The sequence below is a fragment of the Alkalihalobacillus phoenicis genome (genome assembly GCF_047302405.1).
Lineage (GTDB): Bacteria > Bacillota > Bacilli > Bacillales > Bacillaceae_D > Alkalihalobacillus.
In genome coordinates this window covers 3,040,459-3,061,408 of record NZ_CP154853.1, presented here as the reverse complement: position 1 = coordinate 3,061,408, position 20,950 = coordinate 3,040,459, and the positions used below count along the sequence as shown (strand labels likewise).

At 35.9% G+C, this 20,950-nt stretch carries 20 protein-coding genes and 1 riboswitch; of the genes, 16 read left to right on the top strand and 4 right to left on the bottom strand.

Annotation, left to right across the window (positions count from 1 at the left end):
• Nucleotides 1-41: 41 nt before the first annotated feature.
• Both AA0017_RS14505 and AA0017_RS14500 read right to left on the bottom strand, forming a co-directional pair.
• On the bottom strand, nt 42-1,019 hold the full coding sequence (locus tag AA0017_RS14505) for an L-threonine 3-dehydrogenase (RefSeq protein ID WP_413375498.1): 978 nt from the start codon (nt 1,017-1,019) through the stop codon (nt 42-44).
• 38 nt (nt 1,020-1,057) lie between these two features.
• Nucleotides 1,058-2,248: a glycine C-acetyltransferase gene (locus AA0017_RS14500; protein ID WP_413375496.1), complete on the bottom strand. Its 1,191-nt coding sequence runs from the start codon at nt 2,246-2,248 to the stop codon at nt 1,058-1,060.
• A gap of 432 nt (nt 2,249-2,680) precedes the next feature.
• Here AA0017_RS14500 and AA0017_RS14495 point away from each other — a divergent pair, with 432 nt between their 5' ends.
• From AA0017_RS14495 to AA0017_RS14455, 9 genes are all read left to right on the top strand, one after another.
• On the top strand, nt 2,681-2,977 hold the full coding sequence (locus tag AA0017_RS14495; RefSeq protein WP_413375494.1) for a hypothetical protein: 297 nt from the start codon (nt 2,681-2,683) through the stop codon (nt 2,975-2,977).
• 85 nt (nt 2,978-3,062) lie between these two features.
• Nucleotides 3,063-3,177: riboswitch (TPP riboswitch) on the top strand.
• Between the two features lie 144 nt (nt 3,178-3,321).
• A complete protein-coding gene (thiC, locus tag AA0017_RS14490) occupies nt 3,322-5,064 on the top strand; it encodes a phosphomethylpyrimidine synthase ThiC (protein ID WP_413375492.1) in 1,743 nt (580 codons plus the stop codon).
• 18 nt (nt 5,065-5,082) lie between these two features.
• Nucleotides 5,083-5,244: a serine protease gene (locus tag AA0017_RS14485; protein WP_413375490.1), complete on the top strand. Its 162-nt coding sequence runs from the start codon at nt 5,083-5,085 to the stop codon at nt 5,242-5,244.
• A gap of 177 nt (nt 5,245-5,421) precedes the next feature.
• Nucleotides 5,422-6,489 carry a DNA cytosine methyltransferase gene (locus AA0017_RS14480; protein ID WP_413375488.1) on the top strand — a complete coding sequence of 356 codons (1,068 nt, stop codon included), beginning with the start codon at nt 5,422-5,424 and terminating at the stop codon, nt 6,487-6,489.
• A gap of 169 nt (nt 6,490-6,658) precedes the next feature.
• A complete protein-coding gene (locus tag AA0017_RS14475) occupies nt 6,659-6,856 on the top strand; it encodes a hypothetical protein (RefSeq protein ID WP_413375486.1) in 198 nt (65 codons plus the stop codon).
• 509 nt (nt 6,857-7,365) lie between these two features.
• Nucleotides 7,366-8,490: a mandelate racemase/muconate lactonizing enzyme family protein gene (locus AA0017_RS14470; protein WP_413375484.1), complete on the top strand. Its 1,125-nt coding sequence runs from the start codon at nt 7,366-7,368 to the stop codon at nt 8,488-8,490.
• 36 nt (nt 8,491-8,526) lie between these two features.
• A complete protein-coding gene (locus AA0017_RS14465) occupies nt 8,527-9,525 on the top strand; it encodes a tripartite tricarboxylate transporter substrate binding protein (protein WP_413375482.1) in 999 nt (332 codons plus the stop codon).
• 38 nt (nt 9,526-9,563) lie between these two features.
• The gene (locus AA0017_RS14460; RefSeq protein ID WP_413375480.1) at nt 9,564-9,983 is read left to right on the top strand and encodes a tripartite tricarboxylate transporter TctB family protein; all 420 of its coding nucleotides are present in this window, start codon (nt 9,564-9,566) and stop codon (nt 9,981-9,983) included.
• A 16-nt stretch (nt 9,984-9,999) separates the two neighbouring features.
• Nucleotides 10,000-11,511 carry a tripartite tricarboxylate transporter permease gene (locus tag AA0017_RS14455; protein WP_413375478.1) on the top strand — a complete coding sequence of 504 codons (1,512 nt, stop codon included), beginning with the start codon at nt 10,000-10,002 and terminating at the stop codon, nt 11,509-11,511.
• 35 nt (nt 11,512-11,546) lie between these two features.
• Here AA0017_RS14455 and AA0017_RS14450 read toward each other — a convergent pair whose 3' ends face one another.
• Together AA0017_RS14450 and AA0017_RS14445 are read right to left on the bottom strand one after the other, a co-directional pair.
• The gene (locus tag AA0017_RS14450) at nt 11,547-12,215 is read right to left on the bottom strand and encodes a response regulator (RefSeq protein ID WP_413375476.1); all 669 of its coding nucleotides are present in this window, start codon (nt 12,213-12,215) and stop codon (nt 11,547-11,549) included.
• On the bottom strand, nt 12,212-13,810 hold the full coding sequence (locus AA0017_RS14445) for an ATP-binding protein (protein ID WP_413375474.1): 1,599 nt from the start codon (nt 13,808-13,810) through the stop codon (nt 12,212-12,214). Before AA0017_RS14445 ends, AA0017_RS14450 begins: the two co-directional genes overlap by 4 nt.
• Before the next feature lie 477 nt (nt 13,811-14,287).
• Here AA0017_RS14445 and AA0017_RS14440 point away from each other — a divergent pair, with 477 nt between their 5' ends.
• From AA0017_RS14440 to pdhA, 7 genes are all read left to right on the top strand, one after another.
• Nucleotides 14,288-15,061: an IclR family transcriptional regulator gene (locus AA0017_RS14440; protein ID WP_413375472.1), complete on the top strand. Its 774-nt coding sequence runs from the start codon at nt 14,288-14,290 to the stop codon at nt 15,059-15,061.
• Nucleotides 15,062-15,125: 64 nt separating this feature from the next.
• Nucleotides 15,126-16,115 carry a DctP family TRAP transporter solute-binding subunit gene (locus AA0017_RS14435; protein ID WP_413375470.1) on the top strand — a complete coding sequence of 330 codons (990 nt, stop codon included), beginning with the start codon at nt 15,126-15,128 and terminating at the stop codon, nt 16,113-16,115.
• A gap of 66 nt (nt 16,116-16,181) precedes the next feature.
• Complete coding sequence (locus AA0017_RS14430) at nt 16,182-16,664, top strand: TRAP transporter small permease (protein WP_413375468.1); 483 nt, start codon at nt 16,182-16,184, stop codon at nt 16,662-16,664.
• Complete coding sequence (locus AA0017_RS14425; RefSeq protein WP_413375466.1) at nt 16,661-17,926, top strand: TRAP transporter large permease; 1,266 nt, start codon at nt 16,661-16,663, stop codon at nt 17,924-17,926. The genes AA0017_RS14430 and AA0017_RS14425 overlap by 4 nt, the downstream gene beginning before the upstream one ends.
• 22 nt (nt 17,927-17,948) lie before the next feature.
• Nucleotides 17,949-18,890, top strand: a complete 942-nt coding sequence (locus tag AA0017_RS14420; protein WP_413375464.1) for a ketopantoate reductase family protein — start codon at nt 17,949-17,951, stop codon at nt 18,888-18,890.
• Nucleotides 18,891-18,956: 66 nt separating this feature from the next.
• Complete coding sequence (locus AA0017_RS14415) at nt 18,957-19,865, top strand: malate dehydrogenase (protein WP_413375462.1); 909 nt, start codon at nt 18,957-18,959, stop codon at nt 19,863-19,865.
• 14 nt (nt 19,866-19,879) lie between these two features.
• Nucleotides 19,880-20,941: a pyruvate dehydrogenase (acetyl-transferring) E1 component subunit alpha gene (gene pdhA, locus AA0017_RS14410; protein ID WP_413375460.1), complete on the top strand. Its 1,062-nt coding sequence runs from the start codon at nt 19,880-19,882 to the stop codon at nt 20,939-20,941.
• The last annotated feature ends 9 nt before the right edge of the window (nt 20,942-20,950 follow it).

Below are 20,950 nucleotides of genomic sequence, written 5' to 3'. Positions count from 1 at the left end.
ATATTAAAGCGAAAGTAAACACAGGCAATAAAAAAAGGCGCTTAAATCGCGCCTTTTGTCACTTCTGAATCCATAGTCAGTTTTTTATTTAAATGCAGGAGCATATCCGCTGTCATTTTGTCTAAATCGTATTCTGCTTTGAAACCCCATTCGTCGCAGGCACAAGTTGAATCAATGGCATTTGGCCAGCTTTCGGCAATTTGTTGTCTGATTGGATCGACGTTGTAATCCATTGTGAATTCTGGCATTAATTTTTGGATGGATGCTTTTACATCTTCAGGTGCAATACTCATCGCACTAACATTGAAAGAATTTCTATGTTTAAGCTTAGCAGGATCTGCTTCCATTAAGTTAATAATTGCATTTAAAGCATCAGGCATATACATCATATCCATATAGGTGCCTTCTCCGATGTAAGAAGAATAGTGACCTTTTTTGATCGCTTCATAATAAATTTCCACGGCATAATCAGTTGTGCCGCCGCCTGGAGGAGCCACATATGAAATGAGGCCAGGGAAACGTAGCCCTCTCGTATCGACCCCAAATTTTTGGAAGTAGTAGTTACATAATAGCTCACCAGACACTTTGTTGACACCATACATCGTTGTTGGTTGTTGAATCGTATCTTGTGGTGTACGAACCTTTGGTGTTGATGGACCAAAGGCACCGATTGAACTTGGGGTGAAAAATTGTGTATTCAACTCTCTTGAAACTTCTAAGGCATTGACAAGTCCACCCATATTTAAGTTCCAAGCTAGAAGTGGTTTTTGTTCCGCTGTTGCTGATAATAGAGCGGCTAAGTGAATAACCGTGTCAACATTATGCTTTTTAGCTGTTTCAAAAAAGGCTTTATCATTTGTAACATCTAATTGCTCAAATGGTCCGCTGTAAACAACATCACTGTCGTTTTTATTGATGTCTGTTGCGATGACATTTTTTGCCCCGTAACGATCTCTTAAAGTCATTGTTAGCTCTGATCCAATTTGACCTAATGCACCAGTGATTAAGATTTTTTTCATAAGAATTCCTCCGCTCATCCGTTTTGAAGTTAATGTTTTTAGATAATGTTCATTTCTTTTCCGACTTTTTGATAAATCGCAATCGTTTCATCTAACATTTCTTTTGTATGTGCGGCTGTTGGCATATTACGAACACGACCAGTACCTTGTGGGACAGTTGGGAAAACAATCGATTTTGCGTAGACGCCTTCTTCATTTAGACGTTTACTGAATTCTTGTGTTTTCACTTCATCACCGATAATACAAGGAGTAATTGGTGTTTCGCTTTCACCGATGTCAAATCCGAGTTCTTTTAGACCTTTTTTCAAATAATCTCCGTTTGCCCAAAGCTTCTCTTGTAGCTCTGTGCTGTTTGATAACACCTCAACTGCTTTAATGGAAGCAGCTATATCGGCTGGGGTTAGGGCTGTTGAGAAAAGGAACGGACGGCTACGAACTTTTAACCAGTCAATCAAATCTTTTTTACCTGCTACATAACCTCCGACAACACCAATTGCTTTTGAAAGGGTTCCAATTTGGAAATCTACTTTGTCAGATAAACCAAAATGTTTTACTGTTCCGGCACCATTACCAAGAACCCCTGACCCATGGGCATCATCGACATATGTGATTAAATCAAACTCTTCGGCGATTTGTACGATTTCTGGAAGTTTTGCGATATCTCCATCCATTGAGAATACACCGTCAGTAATGACCATTACTTTGTTGTATAAACCAGACTCTGTCGCTTCTTTTGCTTTTTGACGTAAGTCTTCCATATCAGAGTGCTTAACGCGAATGATCTTTGCTTTAGAAAGACGACAACCATCAATAATCGATGCATGGTTTAATTCATCAGAAAGAATCGCATCATTTTTATCCATTACAGCTGAAATGGCAGCCATATTACAGTTAAATCCTGATTGATAGGCAATTGCGGCTTCTGTATGCTTAAACTCGGCTAATTTTTCTTCTAGTTCATCATGTAATTTTAAGGTTCCGTTAATCGTACGAACGGCTCCAGCGCCAACTCCAAAATCAGCGATTGCTTTAGTTGCGGCTTCTTTTAAGCGTTCATCTGTTGCAAGGCCGAGATAGTTATTAGAAGATAAGTTAATTAACTCTCTGCCATCAATTTTGATAATGGGACCGTTTGCACTTTCTAGAGAATCAATAGTGTTATAAAGACCTTTTTCTTTTAAATCATTTAAATTAGTAGATAGAAATTGTTGTAATGTGTTGCTTGACATATGATCATCTCCTCATCATTTTTTTGGTTACAATCCATAGAAACAAATGTTTATTTGCAGAGGACAAAAAATGTGGTTTGTCTAAAAAAATCATCTTATTTGCTTATAATTTAACATATATCATTAATATTGTATATGCAGAAAGGACAAAATTGATAAAATTCCTTTTTCAATTACGACCTAAAATGAGTTTCCTTATTTATATCCTTTTCAAAAGAGAGAAAAGAAATGATGTTAATAATTTACAAACTTTAAAGGCTCATGTTTTTCGAATTTAAGGTGTTCAATAAAATGCCCAATTTTACTTTTTGTGCTGTGGTACAATTAAGAGGGAGTAGATATGTGTTGTATAACGGATAGGGTATTTCATCATATAAATGAAAGAGAGACTGGTCGCCCATGAAACGAGTAACGTATTATGAGGTGTGAATATTGAATAATCAAAATCAGATCAAAGAACATTGGGGACATTTATCAATTACTGAATTAATGGATTTGAACCAATTATCGTTAACCGAATTATTACATCTCGCCTTTGAGTTGAAATTGTATCAATTGGAAACACCAAACATAGGTCGAAGGTGGACAGAAGATGAAGAAAGATTTCTCGTACAATATTCAAAGGAACTGTCTGTTCGAGAAGCGAGTAATTTGTTGTATCGTTCCCATTATGCGACGTATCAACGTATTCGCATTTTAGGGTTAGACGAAATGATTAGGCAAAAATAATAGACAAGGTCATTAAAAACAACCTATTACAAATGTTGTGTTGACGTAATTTTTGGAAAAGTATATAATTTCTGTGAAACTTAATATAAGTAGCTAGGGGTGCCCAATGAGCTGGGCTGAGAGAGAAGTGCGCTGAAACTTTTTGACTCTTTGGACCTGATCTGGATCATGCCAGCGTAGGGAAGTTAGTCGTTTATTTAATTTTTTTTTAACTTCTATGAGTTAAGTAAACCAGGTCCATTCATGTGTATTGGATCTGGTTTTTTTGTGGCTTCTAGTCAAACGGCCTCCGCTTTTTTGGCGTGTTCTACATCGATCCACTACAAATCAAAGGAGCGAGTAGAATGTCAACATCTTCAGTGAATGAGAAGAATTTATCGATTATGTCTAGTTTTGAAGGAAGTAAAAAAGTGTATTTGCAAGGTTCACGACCGGATCTTTTAGTGCCGGTACGTGAGATTCAGTTGAGTGAAACAAACATAAATGGAATAAATGTGGAAAATGAACCGTTGCAAGTTTATGATACGAGCGGTCCTTATACAGATGATAACTATCACGTTGATTTAAAAAAAGGATTACCAAGAATTCGTTCGGCTTGGATTTCTGAACGTGGAGACTGTGAAGAGTATGATGGTCGGCAAATGAAACCAGAGGATAATGGAAGAACAAAAAATACAGTTCCATTACCAGAAATGAAACAAAGGCCACTCAAAGCAAAAGCGAACCAAAATGTCACACAACTTCATTATGCTCGTAAAGGGATCATTACCCCGGAAATGGAGTTTATTGCGATTCGTGAAAAAATGACGCCTGAATTTGTGAGAGATGAAGTGGCAAAAGGGAGAGCGATTATTCCTGCCAACATTAATCATCCCGAATCAGAACCAATGATTATCGGGCGAAACTTTCATGTGAAAATTAATGCCAATATTGGTAACTCCGCTGTGACCTCATCGATTGAAGAAGAAGTGGAAAAGATGATTTGGGCGACACGGTGGGGAGCTGATAATATTATGGACCTTTCAACCGGAAAGAATATTCATACGACAAGAGAATGGATTATTCGAAATTCGTCAGTACCGCTTGGAACGGTCCCGATTTATCAAGCATTAGAAAAAGTGAATGGGGTAGCAGAAGACCTTACGTGGGAAGTATATCGTGATACCTTAATCGAACAAGCGGAACAAGGCGTTGATTATTTTACGATTCATGCTGGTGTTCTTTTAAGATATATTCCATTAACGGTGGAGCGAGTAACGGGCATTGTTTCAAGAGGCGGGGCAATTATGGCTCAATGGTGTTTAGCTCATCATGAAGAGAGCTTTTTATATACGCATTTTGAAGAGATTTGTGAGATTTTAAAAGCCTATGATATTTGTATTTCCTTAGGTGATGGACTGAGACCTGGTTCGATTGCTGATGCTAATGACGAAGCCCAATTTGCTGAGCTTGAAACATTAGGTGAATTGACAGAACGGGCTTGGAAACACGATGTTCAAGTCATGGTCGAGGGTCCAGGACATGTTCCGATGCATTTAATTAAGGAAAATATGGATAAACAGCTCGAGCTTTGTAAGGAAGCACCGTTCTATACACTTGGCCCGTTGACAACGGATATTGCTCCAGGTTATGACCATATTACATCAGCCATTGGAGCAGCGATGATTGGTTGGTATGGCACGGCGATGCTTTGTTATGTGACGCCTAAGGAGCATTTAGGCTTACCGAATCGTGATGATGTAAGAGAAGGAGTGATTACGTATAAAATAGCGGCCCATGCTGCTGACTTGGCGAAAGGTCACCCAAATGCGAGAGAACGAGATGACGCTTTATCTAAAGCTCGATTTGAATTTCGTTGGAGAGACCAATTTAATTTATCACTTGATCCTGAAAGAGCTCTTTCCTTTCATGATGAATCATTACCAGCAGAAGGAGCCAAAACGGCTCATTTTTGCTCAATGTGTGGACCGAAGTTTTGCAGCATGAGAATCTCTCATGACATTCGAAAAAGCAACGAGGAAGTGAAAGAAGGCTTTAAAGAAAAATCCGAAGAGTTTCGGGAAAAAGGCAGTCAACTCTACTTATAGGGGCTGATTAAAATAAAGGTGAATCAATTAAAGGCCACAATTCTAGGATACCAGTCATCGATTAAAGAGCTAGAAAAATTAATTGAACAAATTCAAGGCGAATGTGACCATCATTATTCGGGAGATACGTATATGGTTCAATGCGACAAGTGTGAGAAAGTGAAAATTTTATATTATTAAAAAAGGGGGCTAATCTAGCCTCTTTTTTATGAGTGAAAACATGTGAAATTCGGATGCATGGATGTTTAGGAAAGAAAGTCAGAAGCATGGGGAGAGGAAAAGGGTTTAAATAAAAGTAATTCTTTATTTGTGTTAAAATAATGGGATAGAAGTTGGACGAAGAAAGAGGATTTGAAAATGATTAATGTGACGGAGTTTGCTCACTCTTTAAACGGGATGAAATATGTCGATTTATTCGCTGGTATTGGTGGTTTTCATTTGGCGATGAAGTCTTTTGGGGCTGAATGTGTCTATGCATCTGAATGGGATAAGCATGCCCAAACGACTTATTCGGAAAATTTCGGCATCCATCCAGAAGGAGATATCACACAAATTGAGCCTAGCGAAATCCCAGAGCATGACATTTTATGTGCGGGTTTTCCGTGTCAGCCATTTAGTATCTCGGGAAAAAGACAAGGATTTGAAGATACGAGAGGAACGCTGTTTTTTGATGTTGCAAGGATTGTGAAGCATCATCAACCGAAGCTTGTTTTGATGGAAAATGTCCGTAATTTTGCCACTCATGATCAAGGGAATACATTAAATACAGTCAGAGAAACACTTGAGCAGATTGGCTATCAATTTTGGCATCAAGTTCTTAATGCGAGTCAATTTGGTCTACCGCAAAATAGAGAACGAATTTATATGGTGGCGATTCGGAAAGATTTACAAGTCGAGTCTTTTGCCTTTCCGAAACCTCCTAATGACCGTGTCATTTTAAGAGATTACCTTTTACATGATGAGAAAACAGACCATTATGTGATCAAAAGGGACGATATGACCGTTGACTTTGATAAAGTACCGGCCGAATCTTTACTAATGGAGTATATTTTAAAGCCTGTTCGAGTTGGGACGATTAATAAAGGAGGACAGGGTGAGCGTATTTATAGTGAGCTAGGCCATGCGGTTACTTTATCTGCACAAGGAGGCGGGCCTGGAAGCAAAACGGGTTGTTATCTGATTAACGGTCGAGTTCGTAAATTGGCACCAAGGGAATGTGCCCGAATTCAAGGGTTTCCAGAGGACTTTAAAATTCCAGTCAGTGATGGTCAAGCATGGAAACAGTTTGGGAATAGTGTTCCAATTAATGTGTTACAGTACATAATACTTGCATTGCTCGAAAATAAAGTATTACACGAAAATAAAGTATTACACGAATCGATAGTAGGAATTGAAGGTTCCTCCTTTCAGTTATCAAGGCTTTAACATTTATAGCAAAAAAACACTTAGCGGTCTCGGTTGTAAAAAGTAGTATCGTATAAATAAATTTGAACGATTTATTCGGAATTTAGACAAGGATTGAACCTTTTTACGTCGAAATGAATGTTAGAGTAGCATCTTAGTCTTTACCGCAAAAAGATGAGGGGCTGATAATATGAAAGTGGGAATAAGAAAACTTAGTTTAAAACAGAGAATTTCAGCGAAAACAAGTGTCAAACATTATGTCGTTCATCGCCCAGGAGTTCGAACACCTAAAACTTATGGATGGATTACGACTCCGAAAAAAAATAGTCATTATAAAATTTATCAGCGTACAACATTTTTTAAGGCGTTCAAAAAAATATTCAAATAAGAAAAGGCTATGTTTTTAATTTCCATTTTGATTGAAATGGTATGACAGCCCTCAAAACGACAGGGAAATAGAGCGATTCCACAAGATGTGCGATTCTTGTAGAATGGCTCTTTTTTGTATGATATTTATACGAATATAAATGTCATAAGGCCGTATAGTTAAAAAGAGTGCTTTATTTTGCTTTGAATTGACCATTATATATGAGTTCTTTTCTGCTTTTAATTCGCACTATTCACATAGGAGATTAAGTGATGAGGATTCAATTGAAAGTGATTCAATGCTGTGCCTTTTTGTGTTTTTATAAAGTTTATATAAGTACGTATGTTCCTTATTCTTTAAACTTTTTTAAAGTAAAAGAAAGATTTTTAAAGAGGTTTTCCTTAGTGAAGGGTCTTATAATGACATCAAGGGATTTAAAAGAAAGCGTTTTCTTTTGGGGAGTGGAATTTAAAAACAAGGGAGGTATTCTAGCAAAATTTAGTTTTGACTAAACAGGCTAGGAGAACAGAATGAAAATAACGGATATGACGGTTGAAAGATATGTACAGATGGGGAAATCAGATATGGCTTTTAGTGGACATGAGATTGTCATTGTCAATGTAGAAACTGATCATGGTGTAAGTGGGACAGGGTTTTTAAGTACACCAATATTTCCACATGGCGTTGCCAGTGATATTGCGGTTACCTTGTTAAAAAGAAATTTTCGCAACTTAATTTTAGGAGAAAATCCACTGCATAATGAAAAGCTCTGGTGGAAAATGTATGATGCCCCTTGGCGATTTGGAATGCGAGGAATGATTAGAGATTGTGTGGCGGCCGTTGATTTTGCCTTATGGGATATTAAAGCGAAATTATTAAATGTTCCTTTAGCTGAATTATTTGGAAACAAACGAGACCGTGTTTTAACGTATGCGAATGTAGGGCACCAGCTTCCACCAGATGAGTTGGCACAAGTGGCTGTAGAATATGTAGAAAACGGACATACCGCAATAAAAATTAGAGGTGGTTTATCGGCAGTCTCATTAAAAGAAGCAGATAAACGGGTTGAGGCCGTTCGGGAAGCGGTTGGTGACGATGTGAAATTAATGGTCGATATAAATGGTTCCTGGGATACGGAAACAGCTATACAGCAAGTGAAAAAATGGGAAAAGTTCAATCTGTATTGGATTGAGGAACCTGTTTCTCCTGAAGATATTAATGGATATGCAAGAGTAAGAGAGCTCGCTGGTCATACGTATGTCGTTGGTGGAGAGCAGCATAGTGGCTTGAATGACTTTAGACAATTAATAGAAAAGAAAGCAGTTGATATTATTCAACCTAATGCGATGGCAACTGGGGGAATCACCGATTGGTTAAGGATTTACAATTTTGCAACCGCATACAATATTCCGATTTCACCATGGAACTTACAGCAAATTCATGTTCATTTAGCGATAGGAAACTCTAATGTAAAATGGGTGGAGTATTTTGCGACCGACCGAGATTATTTCCAAGACAAACTGATTAAAGGGCCAGAATTTAAAGAAGTAAGAGATGAAGGTGGCGTTTATTTATTAGCACCAACAGAGCCTGGTATAGGGATTGAAATTGATGAAGAATTAGCGGAGAGAACGATTGTGAAGGAATTTGTTTAATTGCCCAAAAAATTTAATTAAAAGGGGAGAGCATTTGTGAGGCTAAACTATGTTTGTCTGCTCATTGTTGGCATTTTTTCGATGATATTAGTTGGGTGTTCATCCGGTGATACACAGGCAGATGGAGAAGCGGGAGTAAAATTAGATGGAAATGTTGAGCTCATTGTCCCTGCAAGTACGGGTGGAGGAAGTGACATTAATGCAAGAATTCTTGCGGAAACGATTAAAGAAAATGATTTAATTGATCGAAATATTATGGTTGTTAATAAACCAGGTGGGAGTACAGCTGTTGCTCACTCTTATGTATATAACAAAAGTGGAGCTAACAATACGATCTTAACCTGGAATTCCAGTCAAATCATAAGTCCAATTATTAATCAAAACAATATTACGTTAGAAGATTTTACTCCACTTGGAACACTTACGCTTGATAGTTATTTACTCGTAGTCAATAACGATAGTCCTTTTGATAGTTTTGAAGAGCTAATAGATTATGCACGGGAGAATCCGGATACGGTTACGATTGGTGGGACAGGGCAAGGAACTGAACTTCATATTTTAAGTCATTTAATTAATAAATTTGGAGAAACTGAGTTGAAGTATATTCCATTTGACAGCGGTGGTGAAAGTCTTGCTTCATTGTTAGGTAACCATATTGATGTTAATCTTGCAAATCCAAATGAAGTCCAATCTCAAATTGAAGCCGGACAATTAAAAGCACTCGTTTCATCTTCTAGTGAGCGCTTAAGTGGTGTGTTGTCAGATGTACCTACTTTTGAAGAACTAGGATATGGAGATATTCAAGTTACTTCTTTTAGAGGTTATGTAGGGCCGCCTGATCTAACCGATGAGGAGATAGCTTTTTGGGAGGATGTTTTAAAAAAGGCTCATGAAACAGAGAAGTGGCAAAAAGATTATGTGGAAAGATATGAGCTCACATCTGAGTATTTAAATGCTAAGGAAAGTGAAGTTTATTATCAAGAAGTATTTGATATGTATTATCAAGCAGCAGTAGAAATGGGCTTAATAGAGTAAGGAACATATAAAACTTTGAAAACAAAGGGGTTGTTTTCATGACTAGGCTGCTTTCTGGTTGTCTTTTCATTTTTGGAATAATGGCTGTTTTTCTAGGGTTATATCGCTATGACTTTTGGACAGCAAGTACTCCAGGGAGTGGTTTTATTCCGACTATTGGAGGAGCGATATTAACTTTATGTAGTTTGATTATCTTTATGAAAAATACGAAACAAAAGTCCAATTTAAATAAAAGGCATATTTATCCGGTTATCGGAATTTTAATCATGATGGGTTTAATTCAAGTTATTGGAATGATTCTTTCAATCGCCATATTTACGGCTATTTGGTTAAGAATCGTAGAACGATATCCAATGACACGTGCTTCCATTTACAGTCTAACAACAACTGGGGTGATTTACGTCGTTTTTAAAATCTCATTAAATGTTCCACTTCCACAAGGACTGATCGGAATATAGGGAAGGTAGGAAAAGAATGGAAACATTAGAGCTTCTTATAAATGGATTTGCTCAAGCGATTACGCTTCAAAACTTCTTAGCTGCTTTAATTGGAGCCTTACTTGGAATCTTTATTGGCTCTATCCCAGGCCTAGGAACACCTTTAGGGATAGCTCTATTGCTTCCTTTAACTTTTGGAATGGAGCCAGTTACAGGGATTATCATGCTTGCTGCTGTCTATTATGGGTGTATGTATGGTGGAGCTTATAGTGCGATTTTATTAAATATACCTGGTGATGCCCCGTCTATTACAACATCATTAGATGGGTATCCGATGACCCAAAAAGGAAAAGCAGGAAAAGCATTATTTTCTGCTAACCTTGCTTCCTTTGTTGGGGGGACCATCGGAATTATCGCTCTAACATTTCTGGGCCCTATGTTGGCGGATTTTGGTTTGGCTTTTGGACCTGCTGAAATTGCTTTAATAATTCTATTAGCTCTTTGTTCAGTAGGGTGGCTACTCGGGGATCAACCAGCAAAAGGTATTGTCGCAACCGCATTAGGGATTCTACTTGCAACGGTTGGAGTGGATACAATATCAGGTCAAGCACGGTTTGCCTTTGGATCCGATAATTTGTTAAGTGGTCTAGCTTTAGTTCCAATGGTGATTGGAATGTTTGGGTTTAGTCAAGTGATCTCAATGGCTGCCACTAAACTAAAAGCAAACCACAAGACAAAAATAACGATTAAGGAAAGTATTCCAAATAAAGAAGATGTGAAAAGAAGTTTTCTTCCTTGGATTCGTTCTAGTAGTTTAAGTACGATTTTAGGGGTGCTACCTGGAGCCGGTCCAACTACAGCTGGACTACTCTCCTATGTCCTTGAAAAACGTGTAGGGAAAAATAAAAAGGAAATGGGAAAAGGGGCCATCGAAGGAGTTGCCGCCGCAGAGTCAGGGAACAATGCAGCCTCGGTAAGTGCCTTTGTTCCATTATTATCACTCGGTATTCCTGGTTCAGCCACAACGGCGATATTATTAGGTGGTCTCATTATGTGGGGACTTGACCCTGGACCGTTGTTATTTACAAGCAATCCTGATTTTGTCTGGGGCCTCATTTCTTCCATGTATATAGGGAACATCATTGGTTTATTAGCAGGTTTGGCTTTAATTCCTTTTTTGATGAAGGTCATACTAGTACCGAATTCATTAATGGTCCCAATTATTACAATCATTTGTATGGTTGGAACTTATAGTGTCAATAACAATATGTTTGATGTTTGGGTTATGATTATTGCTGGAGTGATTGCCTTTTTACTGCAATCCAATGATTATCCAATTGCACCACTTCTATTAGCTTTTGTCTTAACACCTAGATTAGAAATGTCAGCTAGGCAAGCGCTAAATATTTCAAATGGGAATATGAATATTTTTATTAGTAGTACCATTTCAATCGTGCTTTTAACACTGATTATCCTCTTTATTATTGGGCCACTTATCTTAAAAATAGTGATGAGAAAGAAGCAAAAAAAAGAAGAGCTTACAATGTGATGTAAGCGTTTCAAAAGAAGCACATAATAAAGAATCTACCTTTTGATAGAATATAGTTTCTTTGGTCTCCCTTTCTCTGAGTATTCTAGATCTAATTCGATTTCATCAAGTTGTGTCAGGTATTCTAAATATTTTCTAACGGTTAAAGTAGAGATTTTAACGGCTTGACTCAGTTCTTGTATCGTATATGAAGAGTCCGATTGTACTAATTGTTCTCTGATTAGTTTTAACGTAACTGAGTCAATTCCTTTTGGTAATTCCATTGGTTCGTTATTTGATGAAAGGTAGAGTTGATCCAAATCCGCTTGACTAATTTTTTTCGATTTATCAAAAATGTAATTCCGTTTTTCATAAAAGGTAAGTGAAGTTTGAAATCTCTCATAGCCATATGGTTTTAAAATGCAGTCTACGATCCCTAACCTCATCGCTTCTTCAATAATATGGGGTTCATCCGCTGCTGTAATTAAGATGACATCAGTATCTAATCGGTTTGTTCGCATCTCTTTTAGCAGTTCAATGCCATTCATACCTGGCATAAAGACATCTAATAAAAGAAGTTGTGGCTTTAATTCGCTCACCTGCTGAATCGCCTCTTTACCATTTTGAACTAAGCCAATCAGGTTGAATGTTGGGAGTCTCTTTAAATAATCGGCATTAATTTTAGCTACCATAGGATCGTCCTCGACAATGAGCGTAGAAATCATGACATCACTCCTTTTTGTTTGGGAATACGAACAGTGAAACAGGTACCATCTTCTTGAGAAAAGTGGATTTCACCACCTAATAGATTTTCTGTATGATGCTTTACTAAGTATAACCCGAAACCTAATGTTCCTTTGGAAGAATGTCCTTTGTCAAAAATATAAGGGACGTCGTTTTCGGTGATACCGCTTCCATTATCTTCTATTAAAATCGTAATTACATCATTTTTATCTAAAAGCGTTAAGTGGACTTCACCGTTAGGCTGGTTTTTGACAGCATCAATTGAATTTTGTAAGAGGTTGCCCATGATAAGGACTAAACTATCAACAGAGATGTTAGCTGGTAGTCGATGAATATGACTTCCTGGTGATATTTTTAATGACACATTTAGCTCAAGTGCTTGTTGAGTTTTTCCTAATAATAAGCCAAGAATTTTTGGCTCTAATATGTTACGAGTTAAATATTCTAGTAGTTGCTGTTGCTGCTTATTTGTATTAGAGACATATTCTAATACTTCATCATAACATTGTAGCTCGATTAAACCAGTTATCGTTTGTAATTTATTTGAGAACTCGTGCGTTTTGGCACGAAGACCATCGACATATTGTTGAACACCGGTTAGCTTTTCAGCCATATGACGCACTTCTGAAATGTCACTAAATGTAATAATATGGCCCCATATTTGTTCATCACTGTTTTTCATCGGGTAATGATTCGCTAAAACAGGAGTGTTATGGACATTAAGCTCTAAATCTTTTGTTTCAACGTTCGAGTTATCTTTTATGATGGAAAAATCTTTCACCAAATTATAGAGGCTTTCATTATCTAAATCGTTTGGGAGAGATAGAATATCTTTGGCCGATTGGTTAATTAACCTTAGTTTATTCTTCTTGTCAAATACGATAATTCCTTCATTTAAGGATTCAAAAATCTTCTCTCTTTCGATAAAGAGCTTGGCAATTTCGTCAGGTTCATGATTGTATAAGATTTTCTTAATCTGACTAGATAGCATGATGGAGGCGATGATTCCGATTGAGAATGCTATAAATAGACCTAAGATAATAGAATCTAAGTTTCTTTGAATAAAGTTATTAATATTTTGTTTTAGATAACCAATTGCGATTACCCCAAGCTGTTCATTTGTATCTGGATCAATCACAGGGACCCAAGTCCTTAATGTCGGACCTGAAATACCTTCTGCTCTTGATATGTATGATTCACCTTGAAGAGCTCGGTCAACATCATCGCCAGTTACGGTTTGACCGATTAAGGATTGATTAGGATGAAATTTTCGTACACCGGTTTGATCAACTAAAACGATCATAATTTCATCATCAGCTTTGTCTAAGTATTGATGATACATATATTCAATTTCTGAATATGAGCCATCTTCCTTTAATGCTTCTCTTACAGCTGGAAGATTTGATAGAAAATGGGTTAATTCTAGAGCGTTTTCACCAATTGATTCTTCTATCGAATCGGACAATATTTTGTAATAAGAAAAGGCCGAAATTATTAATACAACTGCAACAATGGAAGTGGAAAATAAAGTGATTTGCAGTTTAAGGGGAAGGTGCTGGATATATTTCTTATACATGAGTTCCCTCCGGAATTGTGTCTCAATTTTAATCTGAATATTAAGAGAAGTATAGAGTTAAACAAGATTATTTGCAATCAGATAAAAGTATGAAATAAAAGAATATCCACTAAAGGTGTCGATACGTGAGATATACTTGTTCTTTTTAGTATTGATGGTACATAAAATAAAAGTTACGTTTTCAGGTAAATCAAGAATTTCATAAGACAGAAAAGTTAAAATATTTAAAATATATATTGACTTAACAAATCTTGAGGTGATAATCTAAGTGTTGTAAACGTATACATTTACATGTGAAGGGATACTAGGTAGACGGGTGAAATAATAAAAGACTAGAGGTTTCTATATTTCTATGATGAACATGTAGTTCACTATATGAACAATGTATAGTTTGACATTTATTTTAAGTGTAATATTTTTTATTCTCAAAATGAACTTAATGTTCGGAGTGTGAACATTGAAGATGGGGGTTTCTCTATGGATGATCAATATATATTAAAGACTTTGTCAAATGCAATAGATGTATTAAGTTTATTTGAGCATCATATTTCATTAACACCGAAGGAATTAGAGGCAAAATCAAATTTAAATCGAACAAACCTTTATAGAATTTTATATACATTAAGACATAAAGGATTGTTAGAAATTGATAGTAAGTCGGGTGAATATAAAATCGGAATGCAAACAATTAATTTAGCATCACTTGCACTGCAAAGAATGGACATAAAAACGATATGTCACCCTTTTTTAGAAACATTAGCTGTAGAGCTAAACGAGACTATTCACTTAGTTGTTAAAAATCAAAATTTAGCCACTTTTATTGATAAGGTGGAATCAAGAGAAGATATAAACATGGGTTCACATATTGGTTGGACGGCGCCGCTTTATTCTACTGCTTCTGGAAAATTATTAATTAGTCAAGAAACAGATGAAGTGATATTGAAATATTGGAGGGAAACTACTCATAAAAGCTATACCGATCATACAATCAGAAGTTCTGAACGTTTTATAGAGAACATTAAAGAAGTTCGTTTGAATGGTTTTGCATCAGATAATGAGGAAATGGTCGAAGGGCTAACTTGTTTTGCGGTTCCTATTAAGGGACACAGTGATAACATTATAGCTTCTATTAGTGCATCTGGGGCTACTTCTCGTATGAAAAAAAACAAAGAAGATGTTTTATATAAACTATTGCAGGTTTCAAATGAAATCTCAAAAGCAATCATTAAAACCCCTCAAGGAATCTTTTAGAGAAAGTAATACTTGATTATTCAATTACGACTAATGTCGTTAAAAATAAAAGGAGGGCTTTATAATGAAAAAAATAGTTGTATTTTTTACTCTTTCGTTAGTTGTATTTTTGTTTGGTTGTGGTGATACAAATGCTAGTACTTCTGACGAGGAAGTAACTTTAAGGTTAGGACACATTGCAACCGAAACAAATCCATATCATTTACTTGCTTTAGAGTTTAAGGATTTGGTAGAAGAACGTACAGATGGAAAAGTGAAAATAGAGATTTTTCCTAATGCACAACTTGGAGAGGAAAGGGAATTAATAGAAGCAATGACATTTGGAAATCTGGACATGGCAGTAATAACAACTCCTCCTGTTTCGAACTTTGTTACTGAATTTGGTGTCTTAGATATACCATATCTTTTTGAAGATTGGGACCATGTTGATAAATTTTTAGATTCTGATATCGCAAATGATTTATTAAATGAGACAGAAAAAATTGGTATTACAACATATGCATTTATTCCAAGAGGATTTAGAAGTGTAACGAATTCTATTCGACCTGTTTATTCACCTGAAGATATGAAAGGGCTTACGATTCGTGTGATAGAGAGTGCGGCATATTTAGATACGATAAATGAAATGGGAGCAACTGCTACTGGAATGAACTGGGGAGATACTTTCACTGCAATGCAACAAGGAGCAATCGATGGTCAAGAAAATGACTACACTATTAATTATACTCAAAATGTATTTGAGGTACAGAAATATCTTTCACTAACAGAACATATAATTGCCATCAATACCCTAATGGGCAGTGATATAAACATTAATAAACTATCTGATGAAATTCAAGAAATTATTAGAGAATCAGCAATTGATGCCGCTGAAAAGATAAGAGTGCATAATTATGCAGAATTAGAAAATTTAGAAGCACTGCTAATTGAAAAAGGTATGGAAATAAATGAAGTAGATAAAGAGAGTTTTATGAACAGTGTACAGAATACTCAAAATAAATATAGTGAAAAATTTGGTGAACAGTATTTTCAAAGGATAAAAGATCTAAATTAATCAAATGGGTTGGTGATTCTAGTAAAACTTTATTGAATTTTAAATCAATAAGAAGGTGAGACAATAATGAAAGTATTAAGTAAAGTAAGCTTTATCGTTGACCTTATTTGTAGACATTTAATTTCTTATCTTCTGTTTGTTATATTTATCGCTATGTTTATACAAGTTACGGCAAGGTTTGTTTTTAATACAGGTACTTTTTGGACTGATGAACTGGCACGCTTTTCTGTAATTTGGTTAGTTTTTTTGGGGGCTGCTGTCACTATTAAAGATAAATCAATGATTAAGATTGATTTAGTACAGAATTTAAAGCCTAAAATAAATGGATTCTTGAATAAGTTTAAACTTCTATACTCGTTTATTTTTAGCGTAATGCTGATTGTAATTGGATGGCAAACAATGTTGTTAGTTATTGCTCAACGATCACCAAATATAGGAATATCAATGAGTTATATTTATGCAGCTTTACCTGTTGCCTGTATTATAATGGCTTTTCACCTTCTTTATTTATTATTACAAAAAAATAAGAAGGGGGAGGAGCTCAAATGATTTGGATTATCCTGATTTTAGCTTTTATATTGATGGCTATTGGTTTGCCGGTAGCAATAACTATTGCATCAGTTTCATTAATATATATTTTGTTTAGCGGTATACCCATTAATATTGTTTCACAGCAATTGATAAGTGGAGTAAACGTAACAGCATTATTGGCAATCCCTTTATTCATACTTGCTGGAGATATTATGGGAAAGGGTGGGCTTGCAACTAGAATGATACGGTTAGCAAGTTCTATTGTAGGAAGAGTTAGTGGTGGGTTAGGAATAGTAGCTATAATAGGGTGTTTGTTTTTTTCGGCAATATCTGGAAGTGGGGTCGCTACAGCAGCTACTATTGGCAGCTTAATGATTCCTGCGATGGTTCAGAAAGGTTATGATAGGAACTTTGCAACATCTATAGTTGCTACAGGAAGTCCATTAGGAGTAATACTGCCACCAAGTATTTCTTTTATTATTTATAGTAGTTTAACGGGAGCATCAGTTGCAGATTTGTATAGAGCTGGATTATCTGCCGGAATTCTTGTAGGAATTGCTCTTATTATTTTATTCTACTTTTTATCTAAGAGGCAGGGCATTTCTTCAGATAGTAGTCCATTTTCCATCAAGGAATTGTGGAATTCTTTCAAAAACTCTGTATGGGCATTGGTAACACCGATTATATTAATTGGGGGCGTTTTCGGGGGGATTTTTACACCAACGGAATCTGCTGCAGTTGCTGTTTTTTATGCTTTATTTGTAGGCATATTTATCTATCGAGATTTGAAAATAAAAGATCTATTTTCTATTTTTCTAAGCTCTGCAAAAATGACAGCTAATGTTATGTTTTTAATTGCTACTGCTACTTTGTTAGCTTGGGTTTTAACAGCTGAAGGCATTCCTCAACAGATGGTTCAAACTCTTTTAGCACTATCGGATAATCCAATCATCATCATACTTGTAATAATTGGCTTAATCCTATTAATTGGCTTATTTATGGAAACAGCAGCTGTATTAATAATATTAGTTCCTTTATTTCTTCCAGTAGTCACAAGTCTAGGCATGGACCCTGTACACTTTGGTATCGTTGTAACAGTTGGTACAGCAATTGGTTTAGTCACCCCTCCTTTTGGGATGTGTTTGTTCACTGCAGCAAGTGTAGGGGGAGCTAATATTGAAAAGGTTTCTAGGCAGGCATTTATCCCTATATTAGTGATGATCTTAATTTTATTGGTCATAACATTTATTCCTAGTACTGTCATGTTTTTAATTGATTAAGATTTGCTTAGGAGGACTGATGATGAAAATTGGCATTGCTGGTGCAGGTGCAATGGGGTGTCGTTTTGGAGCATTATTATCAGAGACCAATAATGAAATTATATTAATTGATCGATGGGCTGACCATATTGAAGTAATAAATCAATCTGGTCTTGAAGTGAAAAGTGAGAGTGGTAGTAAAATATATTATTTAGAAGCCTCGTATCCTGAAAATACAATCGGTTTTGTCGACCTTTTGATTATTTTCACAAAAACTATGGATACAGAAGCTATGATTAATAGTTGTAAACATTTAATAGGAAACAATACTCTACTATTAACTTTACAAAATGGTTTAGGGCATATTGAAATATTAAATAACTATGTTCCAAAAAATAGACTCATTATTGGAGTAACTACTTATGGGACTAAACTGTTAGGTCCAGGAAAAATAATAGCTGAAGGAACGGGGAATGTTCAAGCCATGTTATTAAATGGTAGTCATTCCGAAGAATTAGATTCAATTATTGATTTATTTAATCAATCTAAAATAAGGACGGAAAAATCAGATGATGTGCTTCATTTGATTTGGAAAAAGTTAGCGTTTAATTGTGTACTTAATACAATATGTACTTTGCAAAATCAAACAGTAGGCTCGATTGGAAAATACGCAAAAATAGATGAGCTAATTAGTTTAATAGTAGATGAGATAATATCTGTAGCTCATGCAGAGAAGATAAAGTTAATCAAAAGTGAAATTTTAATAATGATTAAAAATGTTTTTCCTGAAAGTGTAGCTGGTAATCATATTCCATCTATGGTTCAAGACATTGAGAATAGGAGAAAAACAGAGATTGATTTTTTAAATGGAGCAATTGTAAAAATTGCAAGAGACCATGGAATTAATGTACCAGTTAATCTTTTAATATATCATTTAATCAAAATGAAGGAAGAGAATCAATTCGTATCCGAATATTTAAAATAGATGAAAAATACTGAATATAATGATATTTATTGTTGGAAAAATAACATATTAAGTGAGGTTAAATTGATGAAAAAAATATCAATTATAGGGGCAGCTGGAACACTTGGAGCAAGTGCGGCGATGATGGTTGCCTTAGAAGATTATGCTGATACATTGTGTCTCATCGATGTAAATGAATCGCTTCTTGATAATCATATTATGGATTTTGAAAATGCTTATCCTCATAAGTCGATTTATCGTGGCGAATATTCTGATCTCGAAGGTTCTTCTATCATTATTATTACAGCGGGGGTACCTAATCGAAATGATGAAACATCGAGGGATGCTTATTTGCAAGATAATTTAAAAATATTTGATGTGATTGGACGTAATATTTCTAAATATGCTCCTAATGCCATCATTATTACGGCATCAAATCCAGTAGACGTCTTAAATTATTATTTGCATAAAAAATTCTCTTTTAAAAGAAACCAATTAATTGGCTATACACTAAATGATTCTAGTCGTTTTGCTTGGGCTATAAATAAAGTCCTGAATCAAAAGGAACAGCTCTTTAGTCCAGTCATTGGTGAGCATGGCGAAACACAGGTTCCGGTTTTCTCTCATGTCAAAAAGAAAAATGAAAGATTTGAAATAAAGGAACAAGAAAAAAAGAAGATTGTCTCTGAGATTAAGAGCTGGTTCGTCAAGTTCAACCAATTAAATGTGGCCAGAACAACGGGGTGGACAACTGGGGTTGGAATAGTGGAAGTGGTAAAGGCGTTATCAAAAAAGGAAGAAAGTTTAATTATAGGATCCTCGCTTCTTGATGGAGAATATGGCTTACATGATGTAAGTATTGGCGTACCTATACTGTGTAATCAAGAAGGAATTCAAAAAGTGATTGAATGGGAATTGACGATTGAAGAAAAGAGAGCATTTGAACAGTCGGCGAAAAAACTAACTGGGTTAATTGAAGATATTTATCACTATTAATAGGAGGGAAAGACATGGAAAACTATAAAAAATTAGTTCGAGTTATGGATGATGATGGAGGATTACAAGAAGGGGCAACAGTTGATTTATCTAATGAGCAATTAAGAGAACTTTATCAAAAAATGCTGTTAGCACGTTTATTTGATGAACGTGCTTTTCGTCTCCAAAGACAAGGTAGGATAGGAACTTATCCTCCTTTCAAAGGGCAAGAAGCCGCACAAATTGGCAGTGTCTATAATCTAGAAAAAGGTGATTGGTTGTTCCCTTATGGACGTGATTTAGCTGCTTGTTTTGCATTCGAAAAGGACATGAAGAGTGCTCTTCTTTATACGATGGGGCATAAAAATGGAAGTCAGATTCCCGACGGAGTTAATATTTTTCCATTAGCGATCATGATTCCCCCACAAATCTTGCATGCAGTAGGAGCTAGTTGGGCGAGCAAGTTAAAAGGAGAAGATCGTGTATCTTTAGCTACCTTTGGAGACGGAGGGACGTCCAAAGGTGATTTCCATGAAGGGTTGAACATGGCATCCGTTTATAAAACACCTACTGTTTTTCTTTGCATCAACAATCAATGGGCGATTAGTGTCCCGATTGAAAAACAAATGGCATCTGAGACGGTTGTTCAGAAATCAGTAGCGTACGGTATGAATGGTGTTCGTGTAGATGGAAATGATGTGTTAGCCGTTTATCAAGTGACAAAAGAAGCCGTTGAACGTGCTCGAAGTGGAGAAGGTCCAACATTAATTGAAGCGTTAACATATCGGGTTGGTCCACACACAACTTCTGATGATCCAACTAGATATCGTGAAGATACAGAATCGAAGGAATGGGAAAAACGCGATCCAGTAGCCTTGTATAAAAAATTTCTAATTAAGCAAGAACTTTGGTCGGAGGAAGAAGAACAAGTGAAGGTAGGTGAAATGAAAGAATTAATTAATCAGGCCTTAAAAGAGGCAGAAGCTACTCCTAAAACAGAACTATTAGATGTATTTGAACATGTATTTGAAGAGCCGACAGATGAATTAAAACGACAAAAAGAGCAAGTCGAGAATTTATATTTTGTGAAAAAGTAGAAGGAGGGA